Consider the following 23,433-nt stretch of genomic DNA (forward strand, 5'->3'; position numbering starts at 1 on the left):
TATTAATTTTATGTGATTTTTTAGTATCATGATCCGATTTCGCTTTTTACTTTTTCTTTTTTCTCTATTTGCTTCCTCCCTGTTTGCACAGGGTGGTGGGCCTGCCACCACGCCCGACCCCGAGTTCAAGTCGGTAGTAGATGATTTTTCCAAAGGACGCTGGGAGTCGGCGCGCAGTAAGCTTGAGCGTCTTAGTACACAACGCCGTGACAACAGCGATCTGGAGTTTTTATGGGGTAAATACTACCACCAAAAGCAAGAGTACAGCAAAGCCCGATACCACTTACAGAAGTCGCTGAAAAGAGCACCGAATGATTTGGAAGCAAAGCAGCTGTTGGTAAATGTAGAAACAGCCTCGCAGCGCTACTCGAGCGCCGTGTGCTACGTCAATGAACTTTTGGAAGTAAACCCGTACTGGAAGAGCTTGTGGCTCAAAAAGATAGAAATTTACGAAGCGCAGGGGAATCTCATCCAGGCCGAGCGGCTCCTAAAGCGTCTTTTCCAGATTTATCCGGAAGATGTAGAGATTCGGCAGAAATACGTGGACCGAGCGAAAGAAAAATCACTCGTATTAAGTAAAACGCAAGATCATACTGGGGCGATTAAATTGAAGGAGGAGCTATTAAGTGCCGATCCCCGGGACGTGGGTACCGTGAACGGACTTTTTAATGATTATTTAAGATCGGGACAGCTCGACAAAGCCGTGGCTTTAATGGATCAGGCGATGTATATGTTTCCGGCGCAGGAAGTATTTCTCTTGCGTAAGGTAAGTATCCTTTCCACACAGCAGCGGTTCTCCGAAGTGCTCTATATTCTGGAACAGCGTCTAAAAACCAGGCCGTCTCCGGAAATTCGCAGGCAGTACAATTACTACATGCAGGAAGCGGCGCGGTATTCGCTTCAGCGCGAGCCGGAGCAGCTGTACGGAAAAATATTTCAAAGCAATCCTTCCAATGTGGAAGCCTTCCAGGTTGTCTATAATGCGGCAGTAAGCGCCGCGCAGTACGATGAGGCACTTTCTCTTATCTCTCAGCACAGACGTTTTGCTTCCGGCTCTAAGAATTTGGATCTTAAAGAACTTCAGCTCTTTAAGCTAAAGGGTGACGAACTGAAGACTAAATCAAAGATTAGGGAACTCTACATAAAGTATCCTGGAGACACCGATATCGCATACGATTTTGCCCGAGTTACTCTAGCCGATGCGCGGCAGGCGATGGAAACGGAAAACTGGAGCGAAGCCATTGTACTTTGGGACCAGGTGCAGCGCTCAGGCGACAGAGAGATGAAAGAAACGGCGAGCAACTCCCTGATTAGTGCATACAGTAATTATGGAAAGTACGAAGAAGCAGAACGGGAAATTAACTCGTCTCTCGAGCTTTATGGCGATAGTCCCTACCAACGTATCCGCTTGATGTCCCTGAATTTCAAAATGAAGCAGTACGAGCGGGGACTGGAGCAATGGGGCTATGTCCTGGAACAAAGCGATCCGGACCAACAAAATTTTTATCGGCAGGGACTGGGTGAATTAATGCAGCCTGTTCTGAAGGAACTCTCCGAAGCATATGATTTCGAGCAGGAAAGGTTACTGGCGGAAAAATGGCGCGCATTGGATTCCACAAGCGTCGAGGCCAATAAAGCAGTTGCTACCGCCTATATTAAAACCAATCGGAAGGATCTACTTAACCCCTTTTTAGAAGAAGCGGTAGAGAAGTTTCCAAACGATCTGTTTTTTTCCGACAAACTGCTTACCACGGCTGAAAGCGATGAGAATAATACAGAAATATTGTACAGTCAGGCCGAGCAGAATCTTTCGCTGCAGCCCTATACACCGGCGCTTCAGAACACTTTCGTTGAGAAATCCGTAGATTTTTCCAAGCTGCTTCTCAAAGACAAGCAGTCCACGGCAGCGCTGGAAGTCCTTGACAAAGCGATGAAGGTGCAAAAGGAGAACTCGGATCTCATCACATTGAAGGGCGCCGCGTTCCAGCAGCAAAAACGCTACGACTCCGCCTATTACTATACTGCAAAGTACACCCCGTCGGTTGCCGAACTGGGCGAATACAAGCAGAATCTTCGTTTCCTACAGTCGCATCAGTACACAAATGAACTTGAAGTCAACCACCTGGTGGGAAGATTTCAGGACACCACGGACCTTACCTCGGTATCCTCTTTTAACTTTCGCAAAAAAATCAGTACGGACCTCTTTGGGTTTGGCGTACACTATGCTGGAAGAACTACAGGGCAGGGAGTACAGGTGTTAGGCTCCTGGGAACGGCCTTGGACGGAGAAATTTAGAACGTCCATTGAAGCCGGGTATGCCAGTAAATTTTTTAATAAGCTGCAGATCTCTGCGCAGGGGTTTTACCGCACAAACCTGTTGCAAGGCTCCGAAGGAAAGCTGGGAATCGGATACCGCTCACTTGAACAAGGCAGTCTTTTAAATGCCAATGTCGGCATCAGTAAGGAACTGGAGAAATGGGTTCTGGACGCAACGCTAGGAAATTATGTACTTGAAAGTAAATACCTGTACAATTTTACGCTGCAGGCGAGGCATCTGCTAGGAAATCCTAAAAGTTATCTCCTACTGCAGTCGGGTATTGGAACGGCCCCACAGGTAGAGGTTTTGAACACTAAACTCTATCAGGGTCTTAGCGCAGACAATGTCTCGGTAACTACCGGTATTGTCCATATGCTAAGCGCCGCACTCAGTGGAGGTATTTCCGGTAGCTTTTACCATTACAAAACCGCTGAGAACTACAGAAATTTGTACAATGTAAACCTGACACTAAATGTACGTTTTTAAAATACTGTTTCTAACAGCCGTACTACTTTTCAACCGATGCACCAGCCAGGTTCCTGAATTTACAAGTGCTTCCGGCTACCGCATTGTTATAGATTCACAATCAGAGAGGTGGGGGCATGTTCTGGCCGATTCTTTGAAAGCACATACGGGGCAGCAGGGTTTGGTAGAGTTGGTTTCTTCCAGCCGGAACCAGCAGCAGGGAGTGGAGATCTACGTGCGTCTTAATAGCCAGCAAACCGACCAGTACTGTATAGATTTTGATGGAAACAGACTGCAGCTCTCTGCGCAAAACCCCCGCACACTTCTTTTTTTAGTGCATGAAGCCGTTAAAGTCATCCGCGCGCATGACAAAAGATTTAATGCCGATGTAGAAGAACCGGCGCTGCTTAGGTTTTCCAGTGGCTGTGGAAATTTTGATTTTTCCTACCGTGAAGTATATAATCCGAGCAACTTAAAAGCAGGATATGCCGAGCGTAATGGCAACCACAGTGTAGATTTGGATTGGGGTATCTGGGGGCACAACCTTAGTAAAGCACTAAGCGCCCAGAGCCACCCCCACTATTTTGCAGTCCACCAGGGAAAGCCCACTGCAGAGCAGCTGCGCTTTTCCTCGCGGGAACTCTACAGGGCCACCCACCACTATATTACAGACAATTTTGGCGACGGAAGCACTGGCAGCATGCACTTTGTGATCGCCCCAATGGACAGCCCTATCGTTAGTATGGACAGGGAAAGTGTAGCTTTGGGAAATACCCCTACGAATGGTACACCGGCGCTTTCTGATTTCATCGGAAGGCTCGCCCTTGATTTTCCCAGGCATAAATTCTACACCATTGCGTATTCTACTACGCTTAGTCCCCCTCTTCGAAGGCTTCCCCCGAACGTGGGGGTTGTAATAAGCTCCATGGGCCTGTCGCAAAAGCCCCAGCCCAATTTTCAAGAAGCCGCCTACCGCGATTTCAGCACCCTGGTTTCCCAATGGAAAACAAAAGTGGCAGAGGTGCTTGTTTGGGACTACAGCAATAATTTCGACGATTATCTCACACCGGTTGCAAATCTTAATGCTATGAAAAGGCATCTGCAGTACTTCAAATCACTGGGAGTTAGCGGTGTGTTTATTAATGGGAGCGGTTACGATTATTCGGTCTTTGAGGATGTACGTACTTATGTACTCTCAGCATTACTTAAAAATGTGCATTTAGACGTTAATGAGCTCACCCGGAGCTATTTAGAAGTGAATTATCCACAGACACATCCACTGCTCTATACTTATTTAACGGAGGGAGAAGCGCTAAGCATTCGACGCAATGCTCCTTTGCATCTCTACGGTTCGATGGAAAACAATCTTAAAGACCACACGGACTACCAGGCAGTTCAAAGACTCTACGACGCATTGGACCAAAAACTTAGCGCGCTTTCGCAAGAAGAAGCACTGCGTGTGGATAAGATTCGGGCGGCCTTAAGCTATACTCTCCTTCAGGGTGGATACCAACGGTATGTGGAGGCACTATCGGGTAATTCCCTAGCGGTGTATCCTTCCCCTTTGGCAGGGAAGTGGCGGTTTTCACTGCAGCGAGCGCTGCGTCATAAGGATTTAAAGAACTATAGAGAATCCGGAACTCCAATAGAATCGTATCTAAGCTACGTGGAATATAATGCGAAGCCTGTTGTTAACCAGCTTGCACTTAACGATCTGCAGGTGGAGCAGCAGGGAGTCTCCGAACAGAATACTGCAGTATTGACCGACCGCATCCAAGGCTTCGGACTGGACTACCACCATGGCTGGTGGATTGGATTTCCAAGGACTATAAGGGTGAACATTAGCCCCGTGACCCAGGACCGACTGCTTAGCATCTCATTCCTAACTATGAAGCGCCACGGATTTTCCCCACCTGGCAGTCTCGCCTTAACGCTCTCAGGGAGACGTTTGCTTCCCACTTCTCAGAGTTCTAAAAGAGAGAATGCGGTGCAGTATTCCTGGCGCATACCTAAGGACTTTTCGGGTGAAGCACTAATTGATTTTGGTTCCGGGAAACAGAAATTGGGCATTGACGAAATACTTTTAACGCATTATGAGAAATTTTAAGTTCTATTTGACCCTGGTACTGTTTAGCATTGGTCTGCAGGGTTGCAATGACATCCTCAAACAAACAACGACCCTTCAGATTATAGACAACAACCGGAAATACTACCCTATATTAAATGGGGAAACCCTCGAGGTGGTATTTGATGTACGCAATTCGGGCCCACATCCCTTTATCCTTTCCGAAATTTTTACTTCCTGCGGATGCCTGCTCAATGAAACCAAACCGTTTGCTTCCATTGCTCCCGGTGAAGTAAAAACGATTCGCCTGAAATACGACAGTTCAAAAAATGTCGGTGCAACCACACATTATGTAACTTTGTACGGAAATTTAAAGGAACCGACAGAAAATGAATTTGAGTTTCATGTGAATGTCGTCCCACAGTCGCAGCACTTAAAAGATTATGAGGAGTTATACCAGGAAAGAAGCGACACAGGATTCGATCTGCGTAAATGGGTGGATGGAGATAAAACACAGAAGCCTTATTATTTTGAACGCGGAGGAAAGATTATTGAAAAACGAAAACCACAAATACAGTGATTCTACAGTCATTTAAAAATATGCCTTTGCGCTTTAGTTTTAGAGAGTTACTAAAGGTATTTATAGGGTTAGAAGTTGTCGAGATTCTTCTTCGGATTTTCTTTTTACCCCAACCCATATCCCTAATGGTGCCGGGGATGGTTCTGGTGCTCTACTGCAACCGGATTCAAAAACCCTTTACCACGCCTTTGGCCCTACTTCTTCTTCTGCCGCCCGTGGGGCTTTATATTCTTCAGGCGCTTTACATGCTGCTGGATTGGGACATGCATTTTTTCCGTGTAGTCTTTGTCTGTACCTACGTCGTTTATACCTGCTGGATAATTGTAACGGTATTCTTGAAGATCCCCTTCCTTGGAGTCTCTACCGACCATAAAACGGTACTCATTAAGCAAATCGCCCTGTTGGTATTTATGCTGATGCTGATCCGGCTGCTATTGATTTATCTGGACGGTATTGGATTTAAGGCCTCTCTTTTAAATCAACCCAATCTGCTCCGTATCACTTTTATCATAGCGTTAATCGCTATAAAAGTCATCTATCTTCTCACGGTACCCGACACTTCCCCCGCTGTTGAAACGCCCGAGGAGTACGAAACTATTGAGCGCCTTAGGAATCGCTTGGAAGAGCTTTTTACAAAGGAAAAGTTCTTTCTGAACAAGAAGATTACCAAGCAGAAGTTGGCTAACGAGCTGGGCTGCACCAAATCCGAATTTGATTATTTTATCGATACCCATATTGAAGGAGGAATAAAGAATTATATTGCGCGGCACCGCATTAATTATGCATTGGAACTTTTTAAAACGAAGGGTTCACTGCATACCATAGAGGCCATAGCACTGGAAAGTGGATTTAGTTCGGTGCAGACATTTAATAAGTATTTTATAGCTTATATTGGCCATACCCCTTCGAAGTATTTTAACCGTATTAAACCGCCGCAGATATGTTCATCCTCTTTAGAATAATTGCGGCCATACTTTGCCTGCTTGCAATGCACATTCTTTTAAATGCCCGCAGGAAGGACCTGGAGCGGGACTATCTCTTGCTTATTATCGGCGTTTTCTTGGTACACAATATATTCATATTCCCAATCTATTTTACTGATTTTAATGCCTTAAAAATTGTGGATGATGCAGCTCCTTTCTGCAGCGTGTATGGTCCCCTTCTTTTGGGGTATTATTACATTCTTTCTACCGGAAAAATAGCCATCCGAAGCATTCTCCTTCATCTTGCACCGGTACTGCTGCTTTTTACAGCCTATTATATTTTTGTCACCAATGCTGATCTACAGCAAAAAATAGCACTGCATTATTTTCGGATTGTATATTTACTACTGGGGATATCCATGATCGGATACTCCGTACTGGTTCTGCTTAAAGCAAAAAAACAGCCTGAGGTAGCGCTCCGTGTCAGCCTCTTTGCACGGTACTGTATATTAGGGGGTGTATTTCTTTTTTCGGTAGCTTTAAATGGAGAGTACCACCGTATAAAATCGCCACAGGGACAGAATCTGGATGCGCTTTTGGTTGCCTTTATGCTTATTTGTGGAAGCATAATATTGCTATTTGAAGCGTTTTCCCAGTTCAAACGCAGTCTTGGAAATCAAGTGGTTAAAGCAGATCCCGAAAGTGCTCTTTCTAAGGATAGGGAAGCAAAAGAAGAGGATTGGGAAGAATACCTCTCTGTAGAGTCGTTTTTACAAAGTGAGGAAATTTTTCAAATCGATCTGGACCAAAGTAAGATAGCACTTCGATTAGGCCTTAGGCCCGAGAAATTAGAACACCTGATTGGTAAGTACTACAAGTCCAATGTGCAAAGGGTTCTTGCTACCAAGCGCGTGCTGTTGTGTATGAAAATGCTTGCCCTGGACGATAAAGAAGTGAATTTTGAAGCACTTCCCTACCAGGTAGGTTTCCGCTCCAAAGCTACGTTCTACCGTAACTTTGCGCATCTTGCAGGATGCTCTCCCAAGGAATACCGCCGCCGCGCACTCTCCACTAACCCCATTACTACCATAGGATGATAATACTATTAATGACGGCGATCTTAGTTCTGGGACTGGTGAATTTGGTTCTTTGTGGAGCTACGCGTATCTGGAAGCGGCCCCACCACCGCTTTTTGTTTCCTGCGATTGGATTAGTGTTCCTCGACATTGTCATGTTTCTTTCGGTATATGTCCAGGACAGCAGTGTAGTTGAATTAGGAATGTTCTATTATCCTATTATCTACTATGCTCTGCTTTTTATGGCCCTATTCGGTTATGAAGTGTCTTACCAGCGTAAAGTGCCTGTGCTGTTGTTTTGGGGGGCACTACTACCGGTGGTTTTGATTTCTGTGGTCCATCTAGCACTTCGCTACGAAATTATACTGTTCCAAAGTCCCATCAATACATACCTTCGTTACGGAGTAGGACTTTTTGTGGGCGTGCTTTTTCTGCTGCTTATTGGACGTGCTATGCCTAAAGTACATTCTACGCGACCCCTAGAATTTAAACTTGTACTGGCTTTACTAACCAATCTTTTCTTTACCTGTTTGGTTTTATTGCTGTCGGTTCTCATCAGTGCGATGCTGGGCAGTGTCTTTGTTGTTCCGTATTACTATTTTAAGTGGGTGGAATTTTTTGTACTCATTATACTGTATCTCTATCTTTTCGAGTTGTTACGCAGACAACTGATGCAAATAGAGATGTCCAAATCTGCACAAAAGCGGCCATTTATTTCTATTCCACAGGTTCCTCCTATCGAAATATTCTCCCCGGAGGTTTCACCCACTGCGGGTTTAGTGCGCACTCCGAGGTTTCAAGATGGGGACGGCATAAAAAAAATAGCACAGGACATTGAGCTATTCTTTGCAACGCATCAGGATATGTACCTGGAGGCGGGATTTAATTTCAGTACCCTGTGTGCGCATATGAACGTATCCCCTAGAGTACTCTCGCTTGCTTTCTCCAAAGAGATCCGCTGCTCTTTTCCCGATTATATCAATAAATGGAGAATCTCCCATGCGATAATTAAACTAAAGGCCCAGCCGAGCGTCACGGTGACGGAGCTATGCTACCACTGTGGATATAAATCCCGGGCTACATTGTACACTAACTTCAAGAAAGAAACGGGAATGGATATTTCCCAGTACCGCAAGAGCTTAATGTAATTGTACCCGCAGTTATTCCAACGCATCCAGCAGCGTCTGCACTTCCATGCGCTGGGGCGCATATTTTACCTGGAGAGGTCCCTGCGCTTCCATACGTGAATAGTAGAGAAGTGCTTTTTGGGCAAATTGCTTTCGGTTGAAATCGGGCGCGTCCGGAATTTGAGGAAAGACCTTGTGGAACAGCATTTCGTAGTACGCCTGAAACTCTCTTTCGTTCTTATCCTCCACAAAGAATTCAGGATCTCTCTGCCGTACGTGCAGCAGTTCATGTGCCAGTAAGTTTAAAACCAAGTTAAAGTTGAACTGAAATAAATTGCTCGGAACGTATACTTTCTGCCGTCCCTTTAAAGGACCTTCCGCAGTAAGAAGTACCGTGCTGCTCGAACTGGAAGGCCGGATTTCTACCGATTCTAAATTTCGGTGATCCAAGCGAAATGTCCTTAATATAAAGTGCACGGCGTCCTGAATTTGGTCTACCGATAGGTAGGCCTGTACGTGCTGGTGAATCCTGGTGTAGTCCATAGTCTAAAATAACACAATCTGCCTTAATAGAAAGGCAGACTGTGCACTAGTTTACAAAAAATTAAAAAACGACCTACAACGAAATGCTTACTTCAAGCTTCTCTGCAAGCAGATCTGATATTTTATTCTTAAGAGGTTCTATATCGATGTTTTCCATAGCGTCATTGGCAAAAGCATAGAGCAGCAGGGCCTGAGCCTCTTTCTTGGAAATTCCCCGTGCCTGTAAATAGAACAGCGCATCATTGTTAAGCTGACCTACCGTACAGCCATGCGAGCATTTTACATCATCTGCAAAAATTTCAAGCTGGGGTTTGGTATCAATAGAAGCACCTTCGCTTAAAAGCACATTGTTGTTCTGCTGGTACGCATTGGTTTTTTGCGCCAATTTATCCACAAATACCTTCCCATTAAAAACCCCATGTGCCTGATCCTTGAATATTCCTTTGTAATTCTGGTAGCTCTCACAGTGCGGTTGGTTATGGTGTACGGCAGTATGGTGGTCTACCAGTTGCTGGCCGCCGATAATGGTGATCCCGTTCATAAACGAGTGGATATTCTCTCCGTCCTGTATAAAGTCCAGATTGTTTCTGGTCAGTTTCCCTCCAAACGAAAACGTGTTGACCGTAGCAGTACTGTCGGTATGCTGTTTTGCAAAGGTATGGTCTACTAAGAAAGCAAATTCAGAATCGTTCTGGAGTTTGTGCCAGTCTGCCTTGGCATTGGGGTAGGTAAAGATCTCCGTTACTGAATTGGTAAGTACATAGCGCTCATCGAGATTATGATGACTCTCAATCACCTCTACCTTGGCCCCTTCTTCTACCACCAAAAGGTTTCTGGTATTATAAAGCGTATTGAAGTCCTGATCTTGAGAGAAATAAAATACGTGGATCGGCTTTTCAATTACAACATTCTTAGGAATCTTCATAAAGAACCCTTCACGGAAATAGGCCAGGTTCAGATTAACAAAGGAAAGATTCCGGTTGGCAATGGTATTGAAATACTTTTCAAAAACCTCCCTGTACGCGGAATCGTTGAGGGCATGCTTAAAAGTCATGTACTCTACATTTTCAATGGAAATCTGGGAGAGCTCTTTACTTAGGATGCCGTTGACAAAGACAATACGGTCAAAGTGCTCTTCTCCTAAAAGGTACGGTTCCAGCGCCTTGGGGTCCAGGCTGTGGTGGGTAGAGGGAAACAGGTTGTATTCTTTCTCGGTGACTTCCCTTAAGTTGGTGTATTTATATTCTTCGTCTTTCTTCGTGGGAAAACCCTGTGACTGGAATTGACTCAGGGCCTCTATACGGACCTGGTCAAGAAATCGGTGGCGTAGGGTTTCCAGAAAGGCGATATGACTGTCGGTAATAGTTTCAAATAGTGGCATAAACTCTGGTTTTTGCTCGGTTTACAATGGGGTAGATGGCTAGGAGGTTTGTTAATTTACAAGCCAGTCATACCCTTTGGCTTCAAGCTCTAGTGCAAGTGTCTTGTCTCCTGTCTTTATAATTTTACCGTCGGCCAGCACGTGGACGAAGTCCGGCTGTATATAATCGAGCAAACGTTGGTAGTGGGTAATAAGTAAAACAGCATTCCCCTCGTTTTTAAATGAATTTACACCGTCGGCAACGATGCGCAGGGCATCGATATCCAGTCCGGAATCCGTCTCATCCAAAATAGCCAGCTTCGGGTCCAGCATAAGCATCTGGAAAATTTCATTACGCTTTTTTTCACCGCCCGAGAAGCCTTCATTCAGGGAACGGCCAAGAAAATCCTTTTTAATATTGAGTTTTTCTGCATTCTGACGTACCAGGGCAAGTAAATCTTTTGCGCTCATTTCCTCCTGACCTCTGGCTTTACGGGTTTCGTTAATGGCCGCTTTTATGAAATTCGTTACACTTACTCCAGGAATTTCAACCGGATACTGGAACGAAAGGAAAATCCCTTTGTGCGCTCTCTCTTCCGGTGCATCTTCGTTAATGGAGTCGCCCAGGAAATTGATGTCTCCTTCGGTGATTTCATATTCTTCTTTTCCTGCAATTACGGAAGAAAGCGTTGATTTTCCGGCACCATTAGGGCCCATAATCGCGTGCACCTCTCCTGGCTTGATTTCCAGATTGATTCCTTTTAATATTTCGATGCCCTCCTGTGTGCTGGCGTGTAAGTTTTGTACTTTTAACATAATCTATATTTTCAGAATTGGACTTTTTAAAAAGTCCGTTTTAAACAAGTAAATATTTGGTTACCCTACGGATCCCTCCAAAGAAATCTCCAGTAGCTTCTGGGCCTCAATGGCAAACTCCATAGGAAGTTTGTTAAGTACCTCTTTACTGAATCCGTTTACAATGAGAGCGATGGCCTTTTCGGTTTCGATCCCCCGCTGGTTACAGTAGAAAATCTGGTCTTCCCCAATTTTGGAGGTTGTAGCTTCGTGTTCCAACTGTGCCGAGGGATCTTTTATTTCGATGTAGGGGAACGTATGCGCACCGCATTCGTTGCCCATAAGCAAAGAGTCGCACTGGGAGAAATTTCGCGCTCCTTTTGCACTTGGCATCACTTTTACTAGACCTCTGTAGGAGTTGTTTGATTTTCCTGCGGAAATACCTTTCGAGATAATGGTAGAACGCGTGTTCTTACCAATATGTATCATTTTAGTACCGGTATCGGCATATTGGTGGTTGTTGGTAACTGCGATGGAATAGAATTCTCCAATGGAGTTATCTCCTTTCAGGATGCAGCTTGGGTATTTCCAAGTAACGGCGGAGCCGGTTTCTACCTGTGTCCAGCTGATTTTTGCATTTCGCTCGCAAAGACCTCTTTTGGTTACGAAATTATATACGCCCCCTTTTCCCGACTCGTCCCCTGGGAACCAGTTCTGTACTGTGGAGTATTTGATCTCAGCACCGTCCATGGCAATAAGCTCCACCACGGCGGCATGGAGTTGGTTTTCGTCCCGGGCAGGGGCTGTGCAGCCTTCCAGATACGATACGTAACTGTCTTGGTCTGCTACTACTAGGGTACGTTCAAACTGGCCGGTTCCTGCCTGGTTGATTCTAAAATACGTGGAGAGTTCCATGGGACATTTAACCCCCTTAGGAATATAACAGAAACTACCGTCGGAAAATACCGCGCTGTTAAGTGCAGCATAAAAGTTATCGCCTCGGGGCACTACTTTTCCTAGGTACTTACGCACCAAATCCGGATACTCCTTTATCGCTTCGGAAATAGAGCAGAAAATAATTCCTTTTTCCTTCAAGGTTTCCTGAAAGGTGGTCTTAACAGAAACCGAGTCCATTACTATGTCCACGGCCACTCCGGCAAGCCTTTTTTGCTCTTCGATATTGATGCCCAGCTTTTCAAACGTTTTCAAAAGCTCAGGATCTACCTCGTCCAAACTTTCCAGCTCCGGTTTTTTCTTGGGCGCAGCGTAGTATCTAATCGCTTGGAAATCCGGTTTTTCATAGCGGATATTTGCCCAGTCCGGTTCTTCCATCTTCAGCCATACGCGGTAGGCTTCAAGACGCCACTCCGTCATCCATTCCGGTTCCTGTTTTTTCAGGGAAATCATCCGGATAATTTCTTCATTTAATCCCGTCGGGAAATCCTCGTATTCAATATCGGTATAAAATCCCGCTTCGTATTCTTTGGTTTTAAGATCTTCCCTAAGGTCGTCTTCCGTGTACTTACTCATTGTCTTTTGTGTTTACTGTGTGAAGCGAATTTGCCCGACACGTGATGCTACGCTTCTTGTAATCAGTTATAAACTGAAACTCTCTCCGCACCCACACGTGCGCGAAGCGTTAGGATTATTGAAAACAAAGCCTTTCCCATTCAGTCCCCCCGAATACTCCAGTGTGGTTCCTGCTAGGTAAAGGATGGATTTCTTGTCAATAATGATTTTTATACCGTTGTCTTCGAAAATCTGGTCTGAAGCATCACTCTGGTTGTCGAATTTAAGCACATACTCCAAACCGGAGCACCCACCGCTCTTGACACCCACCCTGATGAAACCGGTATTGGCATCAAAGCCTTCTTCGCTCATTAGCTGGACGGCCTTTTCTTTTGCTTGGTCGCTTACTTTTATCATTGTATTTATTTAGAATGATTTTAGATTGCAAAAGTACGAACTATTCAACTGATTATCAAATTAGATTTTTCTTTTTGCCTATGGCAATGATTGAGTTTATAATTACCCTTTGCACCTCATAATCACTTAACATTATCCTTATTTTGCAATCAAAGTTGAAAACGTTTATGAAATTACTATCTCTCCTTTTGGCCCTATGCATGGGTGGAATTGTTTCGGCGCAGCAGATGCGTTATGTCTATGAACTTTCCTATTCGGCGGGATCTGCTTTAGATACGCAAAGAGCATCGGAAAATATGTACCTGGATATACGTAAAGAGGGATCGATTTTTAGAGCGGAGAACGCTGTTAGACGTGATTCTATAATGCAACGCATGCGCGATACGCGAAACTTTGACCGCCAGCAGCTCCAAGGACTGCGCAGTCCATTTAATTTTCAGATAGAGAAAAAATACGGCAGCGAAAAAATCGTGTATCAGGAGCGCATTGGAAGGGATTTGTACCAATATGAGGAGGACCGGCCCATTACGTGGCAAATACACTCCGAAACGAAAAAGATAGGGGACTATCTTGCGCAAAAGGCTTCCACCGAATTTGGAGGAAGACACTGGGACGCATGGTTTACCGCGGACGTGCCGGTCTTTGACGGACCTTATAAATTTTCCGGACTTCCGGGTCTAATAATAAAGGTAGAGGACCGCGAAGGCAAGTATAGCTTTGATCTGAAAGAGATCCGTACATCGGTAGAGGCAGGTTCCGCTGATTCTCCCACGTTCATTCCCCTCAAACGCGCTGCGTTCGAAGCGCAGAAAGCCCGGTTTATAAGTGACCCGCAAGCGTTCATGGGACCAATGCGCAGAACAGGACCGCAAACAGGATCCCCGGGCGGGCGTATGGGCGGAGTACGTATGCAAAACGACGGCTCCACTGCGGTAAATCAGTTGGAAATCCCGGAAAAGTAAAGCACCAAACGTCGCTTTTAGTACTGGTGTGTACTACCGGTTCTTTTGGTCCGCAACCAGTGCAATAAAAAAGACATTATACTTACGTAGGGCAAAAAAAATGCGCCGCTTCTTTTGTTGAAAGAAACGGCGCAATATTGTAGTACGGAGTAGGATTATTCCGCAGCGGTAGCCTCAGGAGCTTCTCCTTCGCTTGCCGGTACCTCATCTTCGTCGTCGTCATCCATAACTGCACCTCCTTTCATTGCAGTTCTAGACATCTTCACTGCAACAACTACTGCATTGTCTGGATGCATGAACGTGTACGCATCGGTTTTGATGTCGCCTACATAAAGTTTGTTTCCGATACGAAGTGGAGTAATATCCACAACGATTTCATCCGGTAGGTTGGATGGTAGAGCCTTGATTTTCAGTTTTCTGAAAGATTGTCTTAGCACACCGCCGGCAACCACACCTTTGGAACGTCCAGTAATACGTACAGGAACTTCCATAATTACTGGCTTGTCTTCCGATAGTCTGTAAAAGTCGACGTGAAGAATTTTATCCGTAATTGGATGGAATTGGATGTCTTGAAGGACAGCCGGAACGGTCTCTCCGTCAATGACAAGTTCAACTGTGTGTGCTTCTGGAGTATATACTAAGTTTTTGAATGACTTTTCCTCTGTGGAAAAGTTCACCGGCTCAGCACCACCATAAACAACACAAGGAACTAGTTCAGCATCACGTAAAGCTTTTGTAGACTTTTTGCCCACGCTTTCTCTTTTTGCACCTTGAATTGTAATAGATTTCATTTTATTAAGATTTTTTCGAGGTGCAAATATAGTGATAATTTATGTATTTATAAAAATTGCGCGTTAGATGATAAACTTCTCACTGATAGACTGGTGCTCGTGTACCATCTTCATTACGTCGGCAAAAAGAGCAGCGCAGGAAAGCACCTTAATTTTAGAGGAAAGTTCTGTCTTCACAGGAATGGTATCGGTGACGATAATTTCCTGAAGCTGGGAGTTTTCAATATTTTGGTAGGCATTACCGGAAAATACTGCGTGGGTGGCCATTGCACGAACGGATTTTGCTCCATTCTTAATCAGTATTTCGGCAGCCTTGCAAAGCGTACCCGCCGTATCGATCATATCGTCAATAAGAATCACATTGCGGTCTTTCACATCCCCAATAAGGAACATTTCTTCTACCACATTGGCTTTTTTTCTTTCTTTATAAGCGATAACAACCTCTGCGCCCAAATGTCCCGCGTAGTTCTTTGCACGTTTGGCACCGCCCATGTCCGGAGAAGCTATGGTGAGGTTGTCCAGATTCAGAGACTGAATATAATCCACAAAGATAGAAGAGGCGTAGAGGTGGTCCACTGGAATCTCAAAGAATCCCTGGATCTGGTCCGCATGCAGATCCATAGTCATTATCCGGGTGGCGCCTGCGGCAGTTAAAAGATTTGCCACCAGCTTGGCGCCTATAGGAGCGCGCGGCTTGTCCTTACGGTCTTGCCTAGCAAGGCCATAGTACGGGATAACTACGGTAATACTTTTTGCAGAAGCTCTCTTGGCAGCATCAATCATTAACAGCAGTTCCAATAGATTATCTGCCGGTGGGAACGTGGAACCGATCAAAAATACCCGTCCTCCACGAACAGATTGATCGAGTACCGGTTCAAATTCTCCGTCACTGAATTCCTGAAAATTGATTTTACCCATTTCCTGACCATAGTATTCTGCAATTTTCTTTGCGAGATCTTTACTGGTTCTTGTAGAAAACAAGTAGCTTAATTGCTCTGCCATGTTTATTGTTTATAGTGCAAATTTAAGTATTTTTTAATCTTCAGTTAGTGCATTGTACAAAATATTCCCTCAGGCGAGAAAGACTGTCCAATAAAAAAGCAGCATCCCCTGGGAGATACTGCTTTGTTTTTAATAATCATATATTTAACTACGGAAATGTGATTCCTGAGTAGCTGTTTACGTTCACCTGTGGAAGGCTTGATTTGTACTTCGCATTGATTGCCTTGATAAATTCATTGGCGATCACCGCATACCCTCTACCGGTTAAGTGCACCCCATCGAGAGAGAACGTCCCACCTGTAACAAACGTTGTGGTGTATTTCACACCGTCGAACTGAATGCCGGAGGATTTAGCAAGTTCCAGCATTTTGGCGTTGGCATCTACGAAGGCAAGACCTTTGGAAGTAGCCGCAGCGCGGATTACTGCATTGAATTTAGCCGTAGCATTAAGAACTTCGGTTTTTTCTGCAGCGCTTAGAACGTGCTTGTCTTCCAGTGGGAAAGTCACCCCAAATTTATCAAACGGTGCCACTGCCATCTGTGAGGACGGTTTAGCTCCAATGGCAGAGCGCGTAGTGAGAGGAATAAGGTCTGCTGAAGTGGCATGTCGTGCCTGTCCGAAAACCATCCCCATAAGTCCGGCCTGCTGCGCAGGTACCCCACCACCGATAAGAGCAGTAGTAATCTGAACCGAAAGGTCCGTGAGTCCTTCGTCCTTAAGTAGGAGTGGATTGTTAGCAGTACCTAAAAGTTGTAAACGCGCGCCCTGTCCGTACGCGGTAAGAATCTGCTTAAGTGGTCCAAAAACCTGTTGGTTTAGAGCCGTCACACTTGCAGCATCCAGTGGTACAGGGTTATACGGAACGGTGGTAAAGAAAGGAATGGCCGTTACATTCGGTAGATTCGCTACAACACCCTTTGCCCCGCCTGAGGTTAGCGTGTTTACCAGTCCGTTGTAGGCCTGAGTAAAGAGCGCCTCGCTGGTGATAGGGTTGGATCCGTCGCCCCCTGAAGTGGCATAACCTAATACATCGTTGTTTCCTATCCATAAGGAAAAGAACGTCGGGCTTTGCGCCATAGCATCTGCAATCACTGTGGTGTTGGCAGAAGAGGAAAAGCGTACAAAATACGGGTTGGCAGTTCCTTGGGCTAGGTTTGCTGCGCTACCGTATCCCGGAGCCAAAAGATGGAAGGATTTTGCACCGGGTACCCCCATGTTCTGGTACGGTCCGGAAGAATAGATATTCTGAAGGGTGGTAGTGCCATTACCACTAGCTACAACCGGTCCCATCACTCCGTTGGCGTTCACTGCCAGAACCAGTTTATTTCCTACGCCTACACTTGGAATACCTCCCAAGTTGTCTGCCATCAGGGGCTGCTTGAAGTCTCCGCCCCCGGCGAGTTTCATCTGGGTAGCCAGCATATTCGGGTACGATTCTATCTGACCATCTACATAAAGTGCATTGTCACGGTATCCCGCGGTTAGTGAGTTCCCAAGGGCTACATACTTACTGAAATCTGCTTCACCACTGCTGACCGCAATAGAGTTGACGTCGGTTTCAAAATCGGTATCGCAACTGTAGGTAAACAGTAGCATTGAGGCAGCAAATGCCGATATAAATATTTTTTTCATTTTCAGTAGATTAATTGAAATTGTAGTTAAGTCCTAAACCAAAGTAGTAGGTTTTTGCTTTTGCCTGTCCAGCGAAGTTATAGTACTGGTTATTGAAAGTACGGGATTTAGGGAACGACATGGCTGCTGCCAAATCTACACCTAACCCGCCGAATTTCAGTCCTAAACCGGCAGTCGCCACGTGCGCGTCGAATGATGGGGTCTCTGGGATGAAATATTCATCGTCGTACGGTGCTTCGTCAAAATACCATCCTGCACGACCGACAATCATATCGGAGAATCTGTACTCAGTACCGACACGTACCGTGCGAGTATTTTTAAAGTTCTTAGGCGTTTTAAGAACCGTAGGATCCGTTGGTTGATTCCCGACCGGTGCATTGGCAAAGTCTAGAGTCAAACTCTCGTATCGGGCCCAGCCCGTATAATTAAAATCCGCGGATAGTTTCCAGTTTGGAGTGGCTTTCCAGGTAGCCCCCACCGTGTATTCATCCACAAGAGGAAGCGTCGCCGTGAATTGGTCCTGCCCCTGTGCGTTGAGTCTTAGGTTAGGATAAAGTGCCGGAGATATATTGAAGGTCGCCGTTCCGTTTTCAGCTTTCATATCCACCGGCGAGCGATAGGCAATGCTCACGTCCACCGTAGAACTTGGCTGGAGATAGAATCCCACGCTGAAACCACTGCCAGAGGCTTCTTCATCATTTATATTTAGAGATCCACCCAGCTGAGATACACCTTTATCCCAGTCTACCGATCCTTTTGCATGGATGTAGCTGGCACCTACCGCAGCCCAAGGCGCAAGTTTTACCGATACCATCGGCTGGAAGAAGTAGGCCTTGAGGGACATCATCTGTACCATTTCTGATCCTGCCCAATCCTCACCCCAGTCAATAGTACTTCCAAAAGGGGTTGCAAAGCTAAAACCAACAGAGAGGTTTTCAATAGGCTTGTACGCTACGGCCGCATAAATTGGCGTTCCAATAGGATTGTCTGTTTCGTACGACTCCATAGTAGTTGGATTTTGGTAGGTCACCGTAGAGATGGCTCCAAAACCTCCCGCTGCCACACTGAGTTTGGCAGGAATAAAAGAAATCCCGGCGGGATTGAAAAAAGCAATGCTGGCGTCCTGAGCATGTGCACTGGTATGTGCCATTGCTAACTGTTTAACACCTTGCAGTGAAACTCTGAATCCTCCTGCATATGCTGTCATCCCTGCAAGAAGAGACATGGTAATGATTAATTTTTTCATATTTTCCATAATTATTGCTTCCAAATTTATAATTAATTTATATACGGATGTTAATTCCTGTTAACATTTTTAAACAAAAAACTATTTTTAGCATTGGTTTAACTTCAAATTTTAAGGGGCTTGTTTTTTAACGCGCCTATTTTAAATGGAGTTAAGTGCCTACCGAAGCTCGGTGGTAGAGAGGGTGTTTAAACTTAAACATGGGTAGTTGCATGCGCTGCTGTTGCGCGGTCTGGGTTTATTACGGTAAGAGAGGCTATTCTGCGCAAAAAGGCCTCTAAATAAAAGGGCTCGCGCAGCAATCAGCTGTTTGTTAAAATTTATATTAAATTTGCAAGGAACTAAACCAATTATATATGAGTTGTGGATGTAAAACATCCGGCGATTCCTCCCATTCCTGCGGAACGAAATCCGCTTCTGGATGTGAAAATGTAAATACGTGTGGAAATAGCTATAAATTAAGTGTTTTTGATTGGCTTTCGGATATTAAAAGTCCGGTGGAGTTACAACAGGAACAGTATGTAGAAGTCCGATTTAAAAACGATAGGAAAAGCTTTTTTAAAAATACACAGAAACTGCCGCTTCAAATCGGTAGCATTATTACAGTGGAAGGAAATCCCGGGCACGATGTAGGGATTGTAAGTTTGACCGGTGCGCTGGTCAAAATACAAATGAAAAAAAAGCATTTCTCAAAAGAGCATGCGCTTAAGATTTACCGAATAGCCAATCAAAAGGATATCGATGTATGGCAACAGGCACGGGCAAAAGAGGACGCCATTAAGACGCAGGCAAAAATCATTGCCTCACGCTTAGGCCTGGAAATGAAAATATCCGATGTGGAATTTCAGGGGGACGGCTCGAAAGCCACCTTCTATTATACCGCCGACAACCGGGTGGATTTCCGCCAACTGATTAAGGAATATGCTTCCTATTTTAAAACGAAAATCGACATGAAGCAGATCGGTTTCCGTCAGGAATCGGCTAAAATTGGCGGAATAGGCTCCTGCGGACGCGAGCTCTGCTGTTCTTCATGGCTGACGGATTTTAGGAGCGTAAACACCAATGCCGCCCGCTACCAACAGCTTAGTATAAACCCGCAAAAACTTGCAGGACAGTGCGGAAAACTCAAATGCTGTCTTAATTACGAACTGGACAGTTATCTAGATGCGCTAAGTGATTTTCCCTCGTCCAATACCACCCTGGATACAGAAAAGGGTAAGGCCTACTGTATTAAGATCGACGTGTTCAAAAGAAAGATGTGGTTTGCCTATGCGGAGAATCCCATTACTTGGTACGATATAGACACGCACAAAGTTAAAGAACAAATCAGCCGCAATAAGAAAGGTCAGAAGGCGCAGCTACTGGAAGAACTGGTATCGGTCAGTATGGTGGCAGAAAAAACAGTGGATCTGATCCAGGAGAATAATCCGGACCGCTTTGAAAAGAAGAACCGTCCTAAAAACAAGAAGGGACCTAAAAATCAGAAAGACACGCGAAATTCCAAAAATCCGGGAGGTAGTAGTGAAGGCAGTAATCCACAGTCAGGTACGCAACCCAAGCGCCCTGCAAACAAACCTGCCCCTTCCAAAGGGTCAGGAGGGTATAAGGGAAAGAAAAATGCGCGCAAGCCCAGTCCTGGAGAAGGTCAGTAGTAAACAATGAAAAACCGGACTTTTTCACTACTACTCTTGCTGCTTGTGTTGTTTTCTTGTAGCGACTCTAAGGAATCCGTTACCATGGTAAACACGGGCGGAGTCTGGTCAAAGGAGCAGGCTCTGGTCTTTACTCTTCCGGACAGGCGGGCAGAAGAAAGCAAGGAGGTCTTTTTTATCGTTAGAAATAATGCCGCATACCCCTACCAAAACCTGGTACTTGAAGTGGAAGTTACCGATGGAGCTACCCAGCAAAAAGTACGTGAGCGCATAACGTGTAGCCTCACCAACGACCAGGGGCAGTGGAAAGGCCACGGATTTGGTGAAGTGAAAGAACTGCATTATTTTTACCGAAAACTTCCAAGTACTAAATCCGTTCTCACGCTCCGCCATAAGATGCCGCGAAAGCAGCTGCCGGGAATAGAGGATATTGGAATCAAATTAAAAACAGTCTCATCCGACGATGGAAAATAAAAAGAAACCCGGGAACCGCAGTGGATTTCCATTACCTCCCAAAAAACAAAAACAAACCGGCTACAAAAAGTGGATTAAGTTCATTTGGATGGGACTTCTGGCTCTTGTCCTGGGCATTGCGCTTTTCTTTTTTGCAATTTCCCAAGGCTTTTTGGGGGAAATGCCGGAGGTGTCCGAACTAGAAAATCCAGATATCTATGTGGCCTCGGAAATTTACTCTTCCGACGGTGTTCTTCTGGGAAAATTCGAAAAGGAAAAAACCGAACCAGTAACCTACAAGGAGCTCCCTCCGCATCTGGTATATGCCCTTCAGGCCAAAGAGGACGAACGCTTTAAGGAGCATTCCGGAATCGATTTAAAATCGGTAGCACGCGCGGTCTATTTTCGCGGAGAACGAGGTGGGGGATCCACCATAACCCAGCAGCTTGCAAAATTACTTTTCACCAAGAAAGTTTCTTCCAATCCCGTGCTTCGAGCGATACAAAAGCTAAAAGAGTGGGTAGTAGCCGTGAGCCTTGAAAAGCGTTATACCAAGGAAGAGATTATAACGCTGTATTTCAACAAATTCGATTTCACCTACAACGCCAACGGTATTGAGATGGCCTCGCGTATTTATTTTAATAAAAAGGCAAAAGACTTGACCCTTCCCGAAGCGGCCATTTTTGTATCCATGCTGGAGGCTCCTATTGCCAATAACCCCTTGAGAAATCCAGAACGCGCGAAACGCCGCCGGGATGTAGTGCTGGAACAGATGTATCAGACCGGATACATTGATCAGAGTACCTACCAACAGGCAATCGATACCCCGATACGCACGGACTACCACCCAGTGAAAAGTATCGATGAAGGATACTCGGCGTACTATAAATTTTACTTGCGTAAAGAAATTGAGCAGTACCTGACCGATTATGAAAAACAAACGGGAAAACCTCTGAACCTATTTAAAGACGGATTAAAAATCTATGTCACGCTGGACTCTAAAATGCAGCGCTACGCAGAGGAAGCCATCAAGGAGCATCTTACGGATCTTCAGAAATCTTTTGACGCCGAGCAGCGAGGCAGAAAAGACCGTCCGTTCTATCTGATCTCCCAGCAGGAAATCGATAAGATCATGCTCCAGGCCATGAAGCGGACCGGACGCTACAAGCAACTCGAGGCTGCGGGCGTACCGCAGGATTCCATTATGATGGAATTTAAAAAACCGATACAGACCACCCGCTTTACCTGGGCTGGTGAGGAAGAAGTAGAGATGTCTCCCTACGATTCCATTCGCTACCACAAGCAGATCGCTCAGGCGGGACTTATGTCTATGGTTCCCGGAACAGGGGAGATTAAAGCCTGGGTAGGAGGTATTAACTGGCAGCACTTCCAGTACGACCACATCAAGCAGGGACGCCGTCAGGTAGGATCTACCTTTAAACCTTTTGTGTATGCTGCAGCGATCATGAACCTGGGAATGACTCCGTGTTCCAGAGTATCCAATGCCACCTTTAACGAACGCGGCTATAAGGTGGAGGGTACCGGAGGCGAACCTACCCTGAAGGATGCCTTAGCGCATTCTCGCAACCCCGTGGCTGTACGTCTGATGGACATGGTGGGTACCGACAAGGTCATTCAGCTGGCGCGCGATCTGGGCGTTACGCAGGAAATTCCTAGAGGCCAGCTTGCAGTAGCACTGGGATCCTCCGATATTACGATTTACGAAATGCTCGGTGCCTACAGTACGTTTGCAAACTTTGGAAACTACATAAAACCCGAAATGATTTGGCGGATAGAAGATGCCAACGGCAGGGTAATTAAAGAAGTGAAAAACGAGACTAAGGAGGTGATGAACGAGATGTATGCCTACACGATGATTGATCTGATGAAGGGAGTAGCGCAGTTCGGTACGGCTGCGGGAGAACTCGGCAGGCGGGGTATCGATCCTGGTATTGAGATAGCTGCCAAGACCGGAACAACCCAAAACAATTCCGACGGATGGTTTATCGGACTCACTCCAAATCTTGCAACAGGTGTTTGGGTAGGATGGGAAGACCGCGCAACGCACTTCCGAAGTACCGGAGAGGGACAAGGAGCCCGAATGGCGCTTCCGATCTGGGCGATATTCATGAAAAAGGTATACGCAGACAAATCCCTGGGTGTACTCCCGGAAGATAAATTCATAAAACCTTCGAATTGGACCGGAGATTGCAGTGATCTGCAAGGATTGGGAGGTTATGGAGATGAAGGAGGACTGCAGACGCTTGAGGAACTGCGTAATCCGGAACCACAGCCAACTGCTCCCGCTCCACAGAAGGCACCACCTAAAAAAGAAGAAAATCTCAATGAGAATCTCAACAAAGATTCCAATGTAGATTTTAATCAGTAATAAGTGAAGCCGTCTCAATACTAAATTGAGGCGGTTTTTTCATTTTAGGAGGTTTTAGTGTTGTATAATTAGGAGGTATTTTGTATCTTTATTACTGATAATCAACAAGATGCGACCTACTTTCAAAG

19 protein-coding genes are annotated in these 23,433 nt (G+C 45.4%); 10 read left to right on the forward strand and 9 right to left on the reverse strand.

The window, feature by feature from the left end; translation table 11 throughout:
- Positions 1 to 28 precede the first annotated feature (28 nt).
- Genes IC612_RS07050 through IC612_RS07075 form a run of 6 tightly spaced genes read left to right on the forward strand, consistent with a single transcriptional unit; the run spans position 29 to position 8,574 of the window.
- The gene (locus IC612_RS07050) at positions 29 to 2,803 is read left to right on the forward strand and encodes a tetratricopeptide repeat protein (protein ID WP_194739474.1); all 2,775 of its coding nucleotides are present in this window, start codon (positions 29 to 31) and stop codon (positions 2,801 to 2,803) included.
- Positions 2,790 to 4,889 carry a DUF4838 domain-containing protein gene (locus IC612_RS07055; protein WP_194739475.1) on the forward strand — a complete coding sequence of 700 codons (2,100 nt, stop codon included), beginning with the start codon at positions 2,790 to 2,792 and terminating at the stop codon, positions 4,887 to 4,889. The genes IC612_RS07050 and IC612_RS07055 overlap by 14 nt, the downstream gene beginning before the upstream one ends.
- On the forward strand, positions 4,876 to 5,427 hold the full coding sequence (locus tag IC612_RS07060) for a DUF1573 domain-containing protein (RefSeq protein WP_194739476.1): 552 nt from the start codon (positions 4,876 to 4,878) through the stop codon (positions 5,425 to 5,427). The genes IC612_RS07055 and IC612_RS07060 overlap by 14 nt, the downstream gene beginning before the upstream one ends.
- A 20-nt stretch (positions 5,428 to 5,447) precedes the next feature.
- The gene (locus IC612_RS07065) at positions 5,448 to 6,389 is read left to right on the forward strand and encodes a helix-turn-helix domain-containing protein (protein WP_228512922.1); all 942 of its coding nucleotides are present in this window, start codon (positions 5,448 to 5,450) and stop codon (positions 6,387 to 6,389) included.
- Positions 6,368 to 7,447: an AraC family transcriptional regulator gene (locus IC612_RS07070; protein ID WP_194739478.1), complete on the forward strand. Its 1,080-nt coding sequence runs from the start codon at positions 6,368 to 6,370 to the stop codon at positions 7,445 to 7,447. The genes IC612_RS07065 and IC612_RS07070 overlap by 22 nt, the downstream gene beginning before the upstream one ends.
- On the forward strand, positions 7,444 to 8,574 hold the full coding sequence (locus IC612_RS07075; RefSeq protein WP_194739479.1) for a helix-turn-helix domain-containing protein: 1,131 nt from the start codon (positions 7,444 to 7,446) through the stop codon (positions 8,572 to 8,574). Before IC612_RS07070 ends, IC612_RS07075 begins: the two co-directional genes overlap by 4 nt.
- Before the next feature lie 12 nt (positions 8,575 to 8,586).
- Here the strand turns inward: IC612_RS07075 and IC612_RS07080 are convergent, their stop codons facing one another.
- The 5 genes from IC612_RS07080 to IC612_RS07100 form a co-directional block, all read right to left on the reverse strand.
- A complete protein-coding gene (locus IC612_RS07080) occupies positions 8,587 to 9,096 on the reverse strand; it encodes a hypothetical protein (protein ID WP_194739480.1) in 510 nt (169 codons plus the stop codon).
- A gap of 73 nt (positions 9,097 to 9,169) precedes the next feature.
- Positions 9,170 to 10,477 (reverse strand): Fe-S cluster assembly protein SufD, encoded by a 1,308-nt coding sequence (gene sufD, locus IC612_RS07085; protein WP_194739481.1) that lies wholly within the window; start codon positions 10,475 to 10,477, stop codon positions 9,170 to 9,172.
- A gap of 51 nt (positions 10,478 to 10,528) precedes the next feature.
- Entirely contained in the window at positions 10,529 to 11,272 is a 744-nt protein-coding gene (gene sufC, locus IC612_RS07090; RefSeq protein ID WP_194739482.1) for a Fe-S cluster assembly ATPase SufC, read from the reverse strand.
- 60 nt (positions 11,273 to 11,332) lie between these two features.
- Positions 11,333 to 12,781 carry a Fe-S cluster assembly protein SufB gene (gene sufB, locus IC612_RS07095; protein ID WP_194739483.1) on the reverse strand — a complete coding sequence of 483 codons (1,449 nt, stop codon included), beginning with the start codon at positions 12,779 to 12,781 and terminating at the stop codon, positions 11,333 to 11,335.
- 66 nt (positions 12,782 to 12,847) lie between these two features.
- Positions 12,848 to 13,177: a HesB/IscA family protein gene (locus IC612_RS07100; RefSeq protein WP_194739484.1), complete on the reverse strand. Its 330-nt coding sequence runs from the start codon at positions 13,175 to 13,177 to the stop codon at positions 12,848 to 12,850.
- A 167-nt stretch (positions 13,178 to 13,344) separates the two neighbouring features.
- Between IC612_RS07100 and IC612_RS07105 the strand changes: the two genes are divergently transcribed.
- On the forward strand, positions 13,345 to 14,139 hold the full coding sequence (locus tag IC612_RS07105; RefSeq protein ID WP_194739485.1) for a GLPGLI family protein: 795 nt from the start codon (positions 13,345 to 13,347) through the stop codon (positions 14,137 to 14,139).
- A 155-nt stretch (positions 14,140 to 14,294) separates the two neighbouring features.
- On the opposite strand, the gene IC612_RS07110 is transcribed toward IC612_RS07105, so the two are convergent.
- The 4 genes from IC612_RS07110 to IC612_RS07125 all read right to left on the reverse strand — a co-directional run bounded on the left by IC612_RS07110 (position 14,295) and on the right by IC612_RS07125 (position 18,811).
- Positions 14,295 to 14,930, reverse strand: a complete 636-nt coding sequence (locus IC612_RS07110; protein ID WP_194739486.1) for a 50S ribosomal protein L25/general stress protein Ctc — start codon at positions 14,928 to 14,930, stop codon at positions 14,295 to 14,297.
- A 63-nt stretch (positions 14,931 to 14,993) separates the two neighbouring features.
- Positions 14,994 to 15,932 (reverse strand): ribose-phosphate diphosphokinase, encoded by a 939-nt coding sequence (locus tag IC612_RS07115; protein WP_194739487.1) that lies wholly within the window; start codon positions 15,930 to 15,932, stop codon positions 14,994 to 14,996.
- 148 nt (positions 15,933 to 16,080) lie between these two features.
- Positions 16,081 to 17,565 (reverse strand): SGNH/GDSL hydrolase family protein, encoded by a 1,485-nt coding sequence (locus IC612_RS07120; RefSeq protein WP_194739488.1) that lies wholly within the window; start codon positions 17,563 to 17,565, stop codon positions 16,081 to 16,083.
- Positions 17,566 to 17,575: 10 nt separating this feature from the next.
- Positions 17,576 to 18,811, reverse strand: a complete 1,236-nt coding sequence (locus tag IC612_RS07125; RefSeq protein WP_194739489.1) for an OmpP1/FadL family transporter — start codon at positions 18,809 to 18,811, stop codon at positions 17,576 to 17,578.
- Between the two features lie 356 nt (positions 18,812 to 19,167).
- Here IC612_RS07125 and IC612_RS07130 point away from each other — a divergent pair, with 356 nt between their 5' ends.
- Genes IC612_RS07130 through IC612_RS07140 form a run of 3 tightly spaced genes read left to right on the forward strand, consistent with a single transcriptional unit; the run spans position 19,168 to position 23,305 of the window.
- Positions 19,168 to 20,463 carry a PSP1 domain-containing protein gene (locus IC612_RS07130; protein ID WP_194739490.1) on the forward strand — a complete coding sequence of 432 codons (1,296 nt, stop codon included), beginning with the start codon at positions 19,168 to 19,170 and terminating at the stop codon, positions 20,461 to 20,463.
- A 6-nt stretch (positions 20,464 to 20,469) separates the two neighbouring features.
- Complete coding sequence (locus tag IC612_RS07135; RefSeq protein ID WP_194739491.1) at positions 20,470 to 20,937, forward strand: gliding motility lipoprotein GldH; 468 nt, start codon at positions 20,470 to 20,472, stop codon at positions 20,935 to 20,937.
- Positions 20,927 to 23,305: a penicillin-binding protein 1A gene (locus tag IC612_RS07140; RefSeq protein ID WP_194739492.1), complete on the forward strand. Its 2,379-nt coding sequence runs from the start codon at positions 20,927 to 20,929 to the stop codon at positions 23,303 to 23,305. The genes IC612_RS07135 and IC612_RS07140 overlap by 11 nt, the downstream gene beginning before the upstream one ends.
- Positions 23,306 to 23,433: the final 128 nt, after the last annotated feature.

The organism is Planobacterium oryzisoli (assembly GCF_015354315.1).
Classification (GTDB): domain Bacteria; phylum Bacteroidota; class Bacteroidia; order Flavobacteriales; family Weeksellaceae; genus Planobacterium_A; species Planobacterium_A oryzisoli.

Excerpts from the sequence above, each read along its gene's own strand:
- IC612_RS07110 (WP_194739486.1), bottom strand. The coding sequence starts at position 14,930 with ATGAAATCTATTACAATTCAAGGTGCAAAAAGAGAAAGCGTGGGCAAA.
- sufB (WP_194739483.1), bottom strand. The coding sequence starts at position 12,781 with ATGAGTAAGTACACGGAAGACGACCTTAGGGAAGATCTTAAAACCAAA.
- sufD (WP_194739481.1), bottom strand. The coding sequence starts at position 10,477 with ATGCCACTATTTGAAACTATTACCGACAGTCATATCGCCTTTCTGGAA.
- IC612_RS07100 (WP_194739484.1), bottom strand. The coding sequence starts at position 13,177 with ATGATAAAAGTAAGCGACCAAGCAAAAGAAAAGGCCGTCCAGCTAATG.
- IC612_RS07120 (WP_194739488.1), bottom strand. The coding sequence starts at position 17,565 with ATGAAAAAAATATTTATATCGGCATTTGCTGCCTCAATGCTACTGTTT.
- IC612_RS07105 (WP_194739485.1), top strand. The coding sequence starts at position 13,345 with ATGAAATTACTATCTCTCCTTTTGGCCCTATGCATGGGTGGAATTGTT.
- IC612_RS07080 (WP_194739480.1), bottom strand. The coding sequence starts at position 9,096 with ATGGACTACACCAGGATTCACCAGCACGTACAGGCCTACCTATCGGTA.
- IC612_RS07140 (WP_194739492.1), top strand. The coding sequence starts at position 20,927 with ATGGAAAATAAAAAGAAACCCGGGAACCGCAGTGGATTTCCATTACCT.
- IC612_RS07075 (WP_194739479.1), top strand. The coding sequence starts at position 7,444 with ATGATAATACTATTAATGACGGCGATCTTAGTTCTGGGACTGGTGAAT.
- sufC (WP_194739482.1), bottom strand. The coding sequence starts at position 11,272 with ATGTTAAAAGTACAAAACTTACACGCCAGCACACAGGAGGGCATCGAA.
- IC612_RS07070 (WP_194739478.1), top strand. The coding sequence starts at position 6,368 with ATGTTCATCCTCTTTAGAATAATTGCGGCCATACTTTGCCTGCTTGCA.
- IC612_RS07050 (WP_194739474.1), top strand. The coding sequence starts at position 29 with ATGATCCGATTTCGCTTTTTACTTTTTCTTTTTTCTCTATTTGCTTCC.
- IC612_RS07125 (WP_194739489.1), bottom strand. The coding sequence starts at position 18,811 with ATGAAAAAATTAATCATTACCATGTCTCTTCTTGCAGGGATGACAGCA.
- IC612_RS07135 (WP_194739491.1), top strand. The coding sequence starts at position 20,470 with ATGAAAAACCGGACTTTTTCACTACTACTCTTGCTGCTTGTGTTGTTT.
- IC612_RS07060 (WP_194739476.1), top strand. The coding sequence starts at position 4,876 with ATGAGAAATTTTAAGTTCTATTTGACCCTGGTACTGTTTAGCATTGGT.
- IC612_RS07055 (WP_194739475.1), top strand. The coding sequence starts at position 2,790 with ATGTACGTTTTTAAAATACTGTTTCTAACAGCCGTACTACTTTTCAAC.
- IC612_RS07130 (WP_194739490.1), top strand. The coding sequence starts at position 19,168 with ATGAGTTGTGGATGTAAAACATCCGGCGATTCCTCCCATTCCTGCGGA.
- IC612_RS07115 (WP_194739487.1), bottom strand. The coding sequence starts at position 15,932 with ATGGCAGAGCAATTAAGCTACTTGTTTTCTACAAGAACCAGTAAAGAT.
- IC612_RS07065 (WP_228512922.1), top strand. The coding sequence starts at position 5,448 with ATGCCTTTGCGCTTTAGTTTTAGAGAGTTACTAAAGGTATTTATAGGG.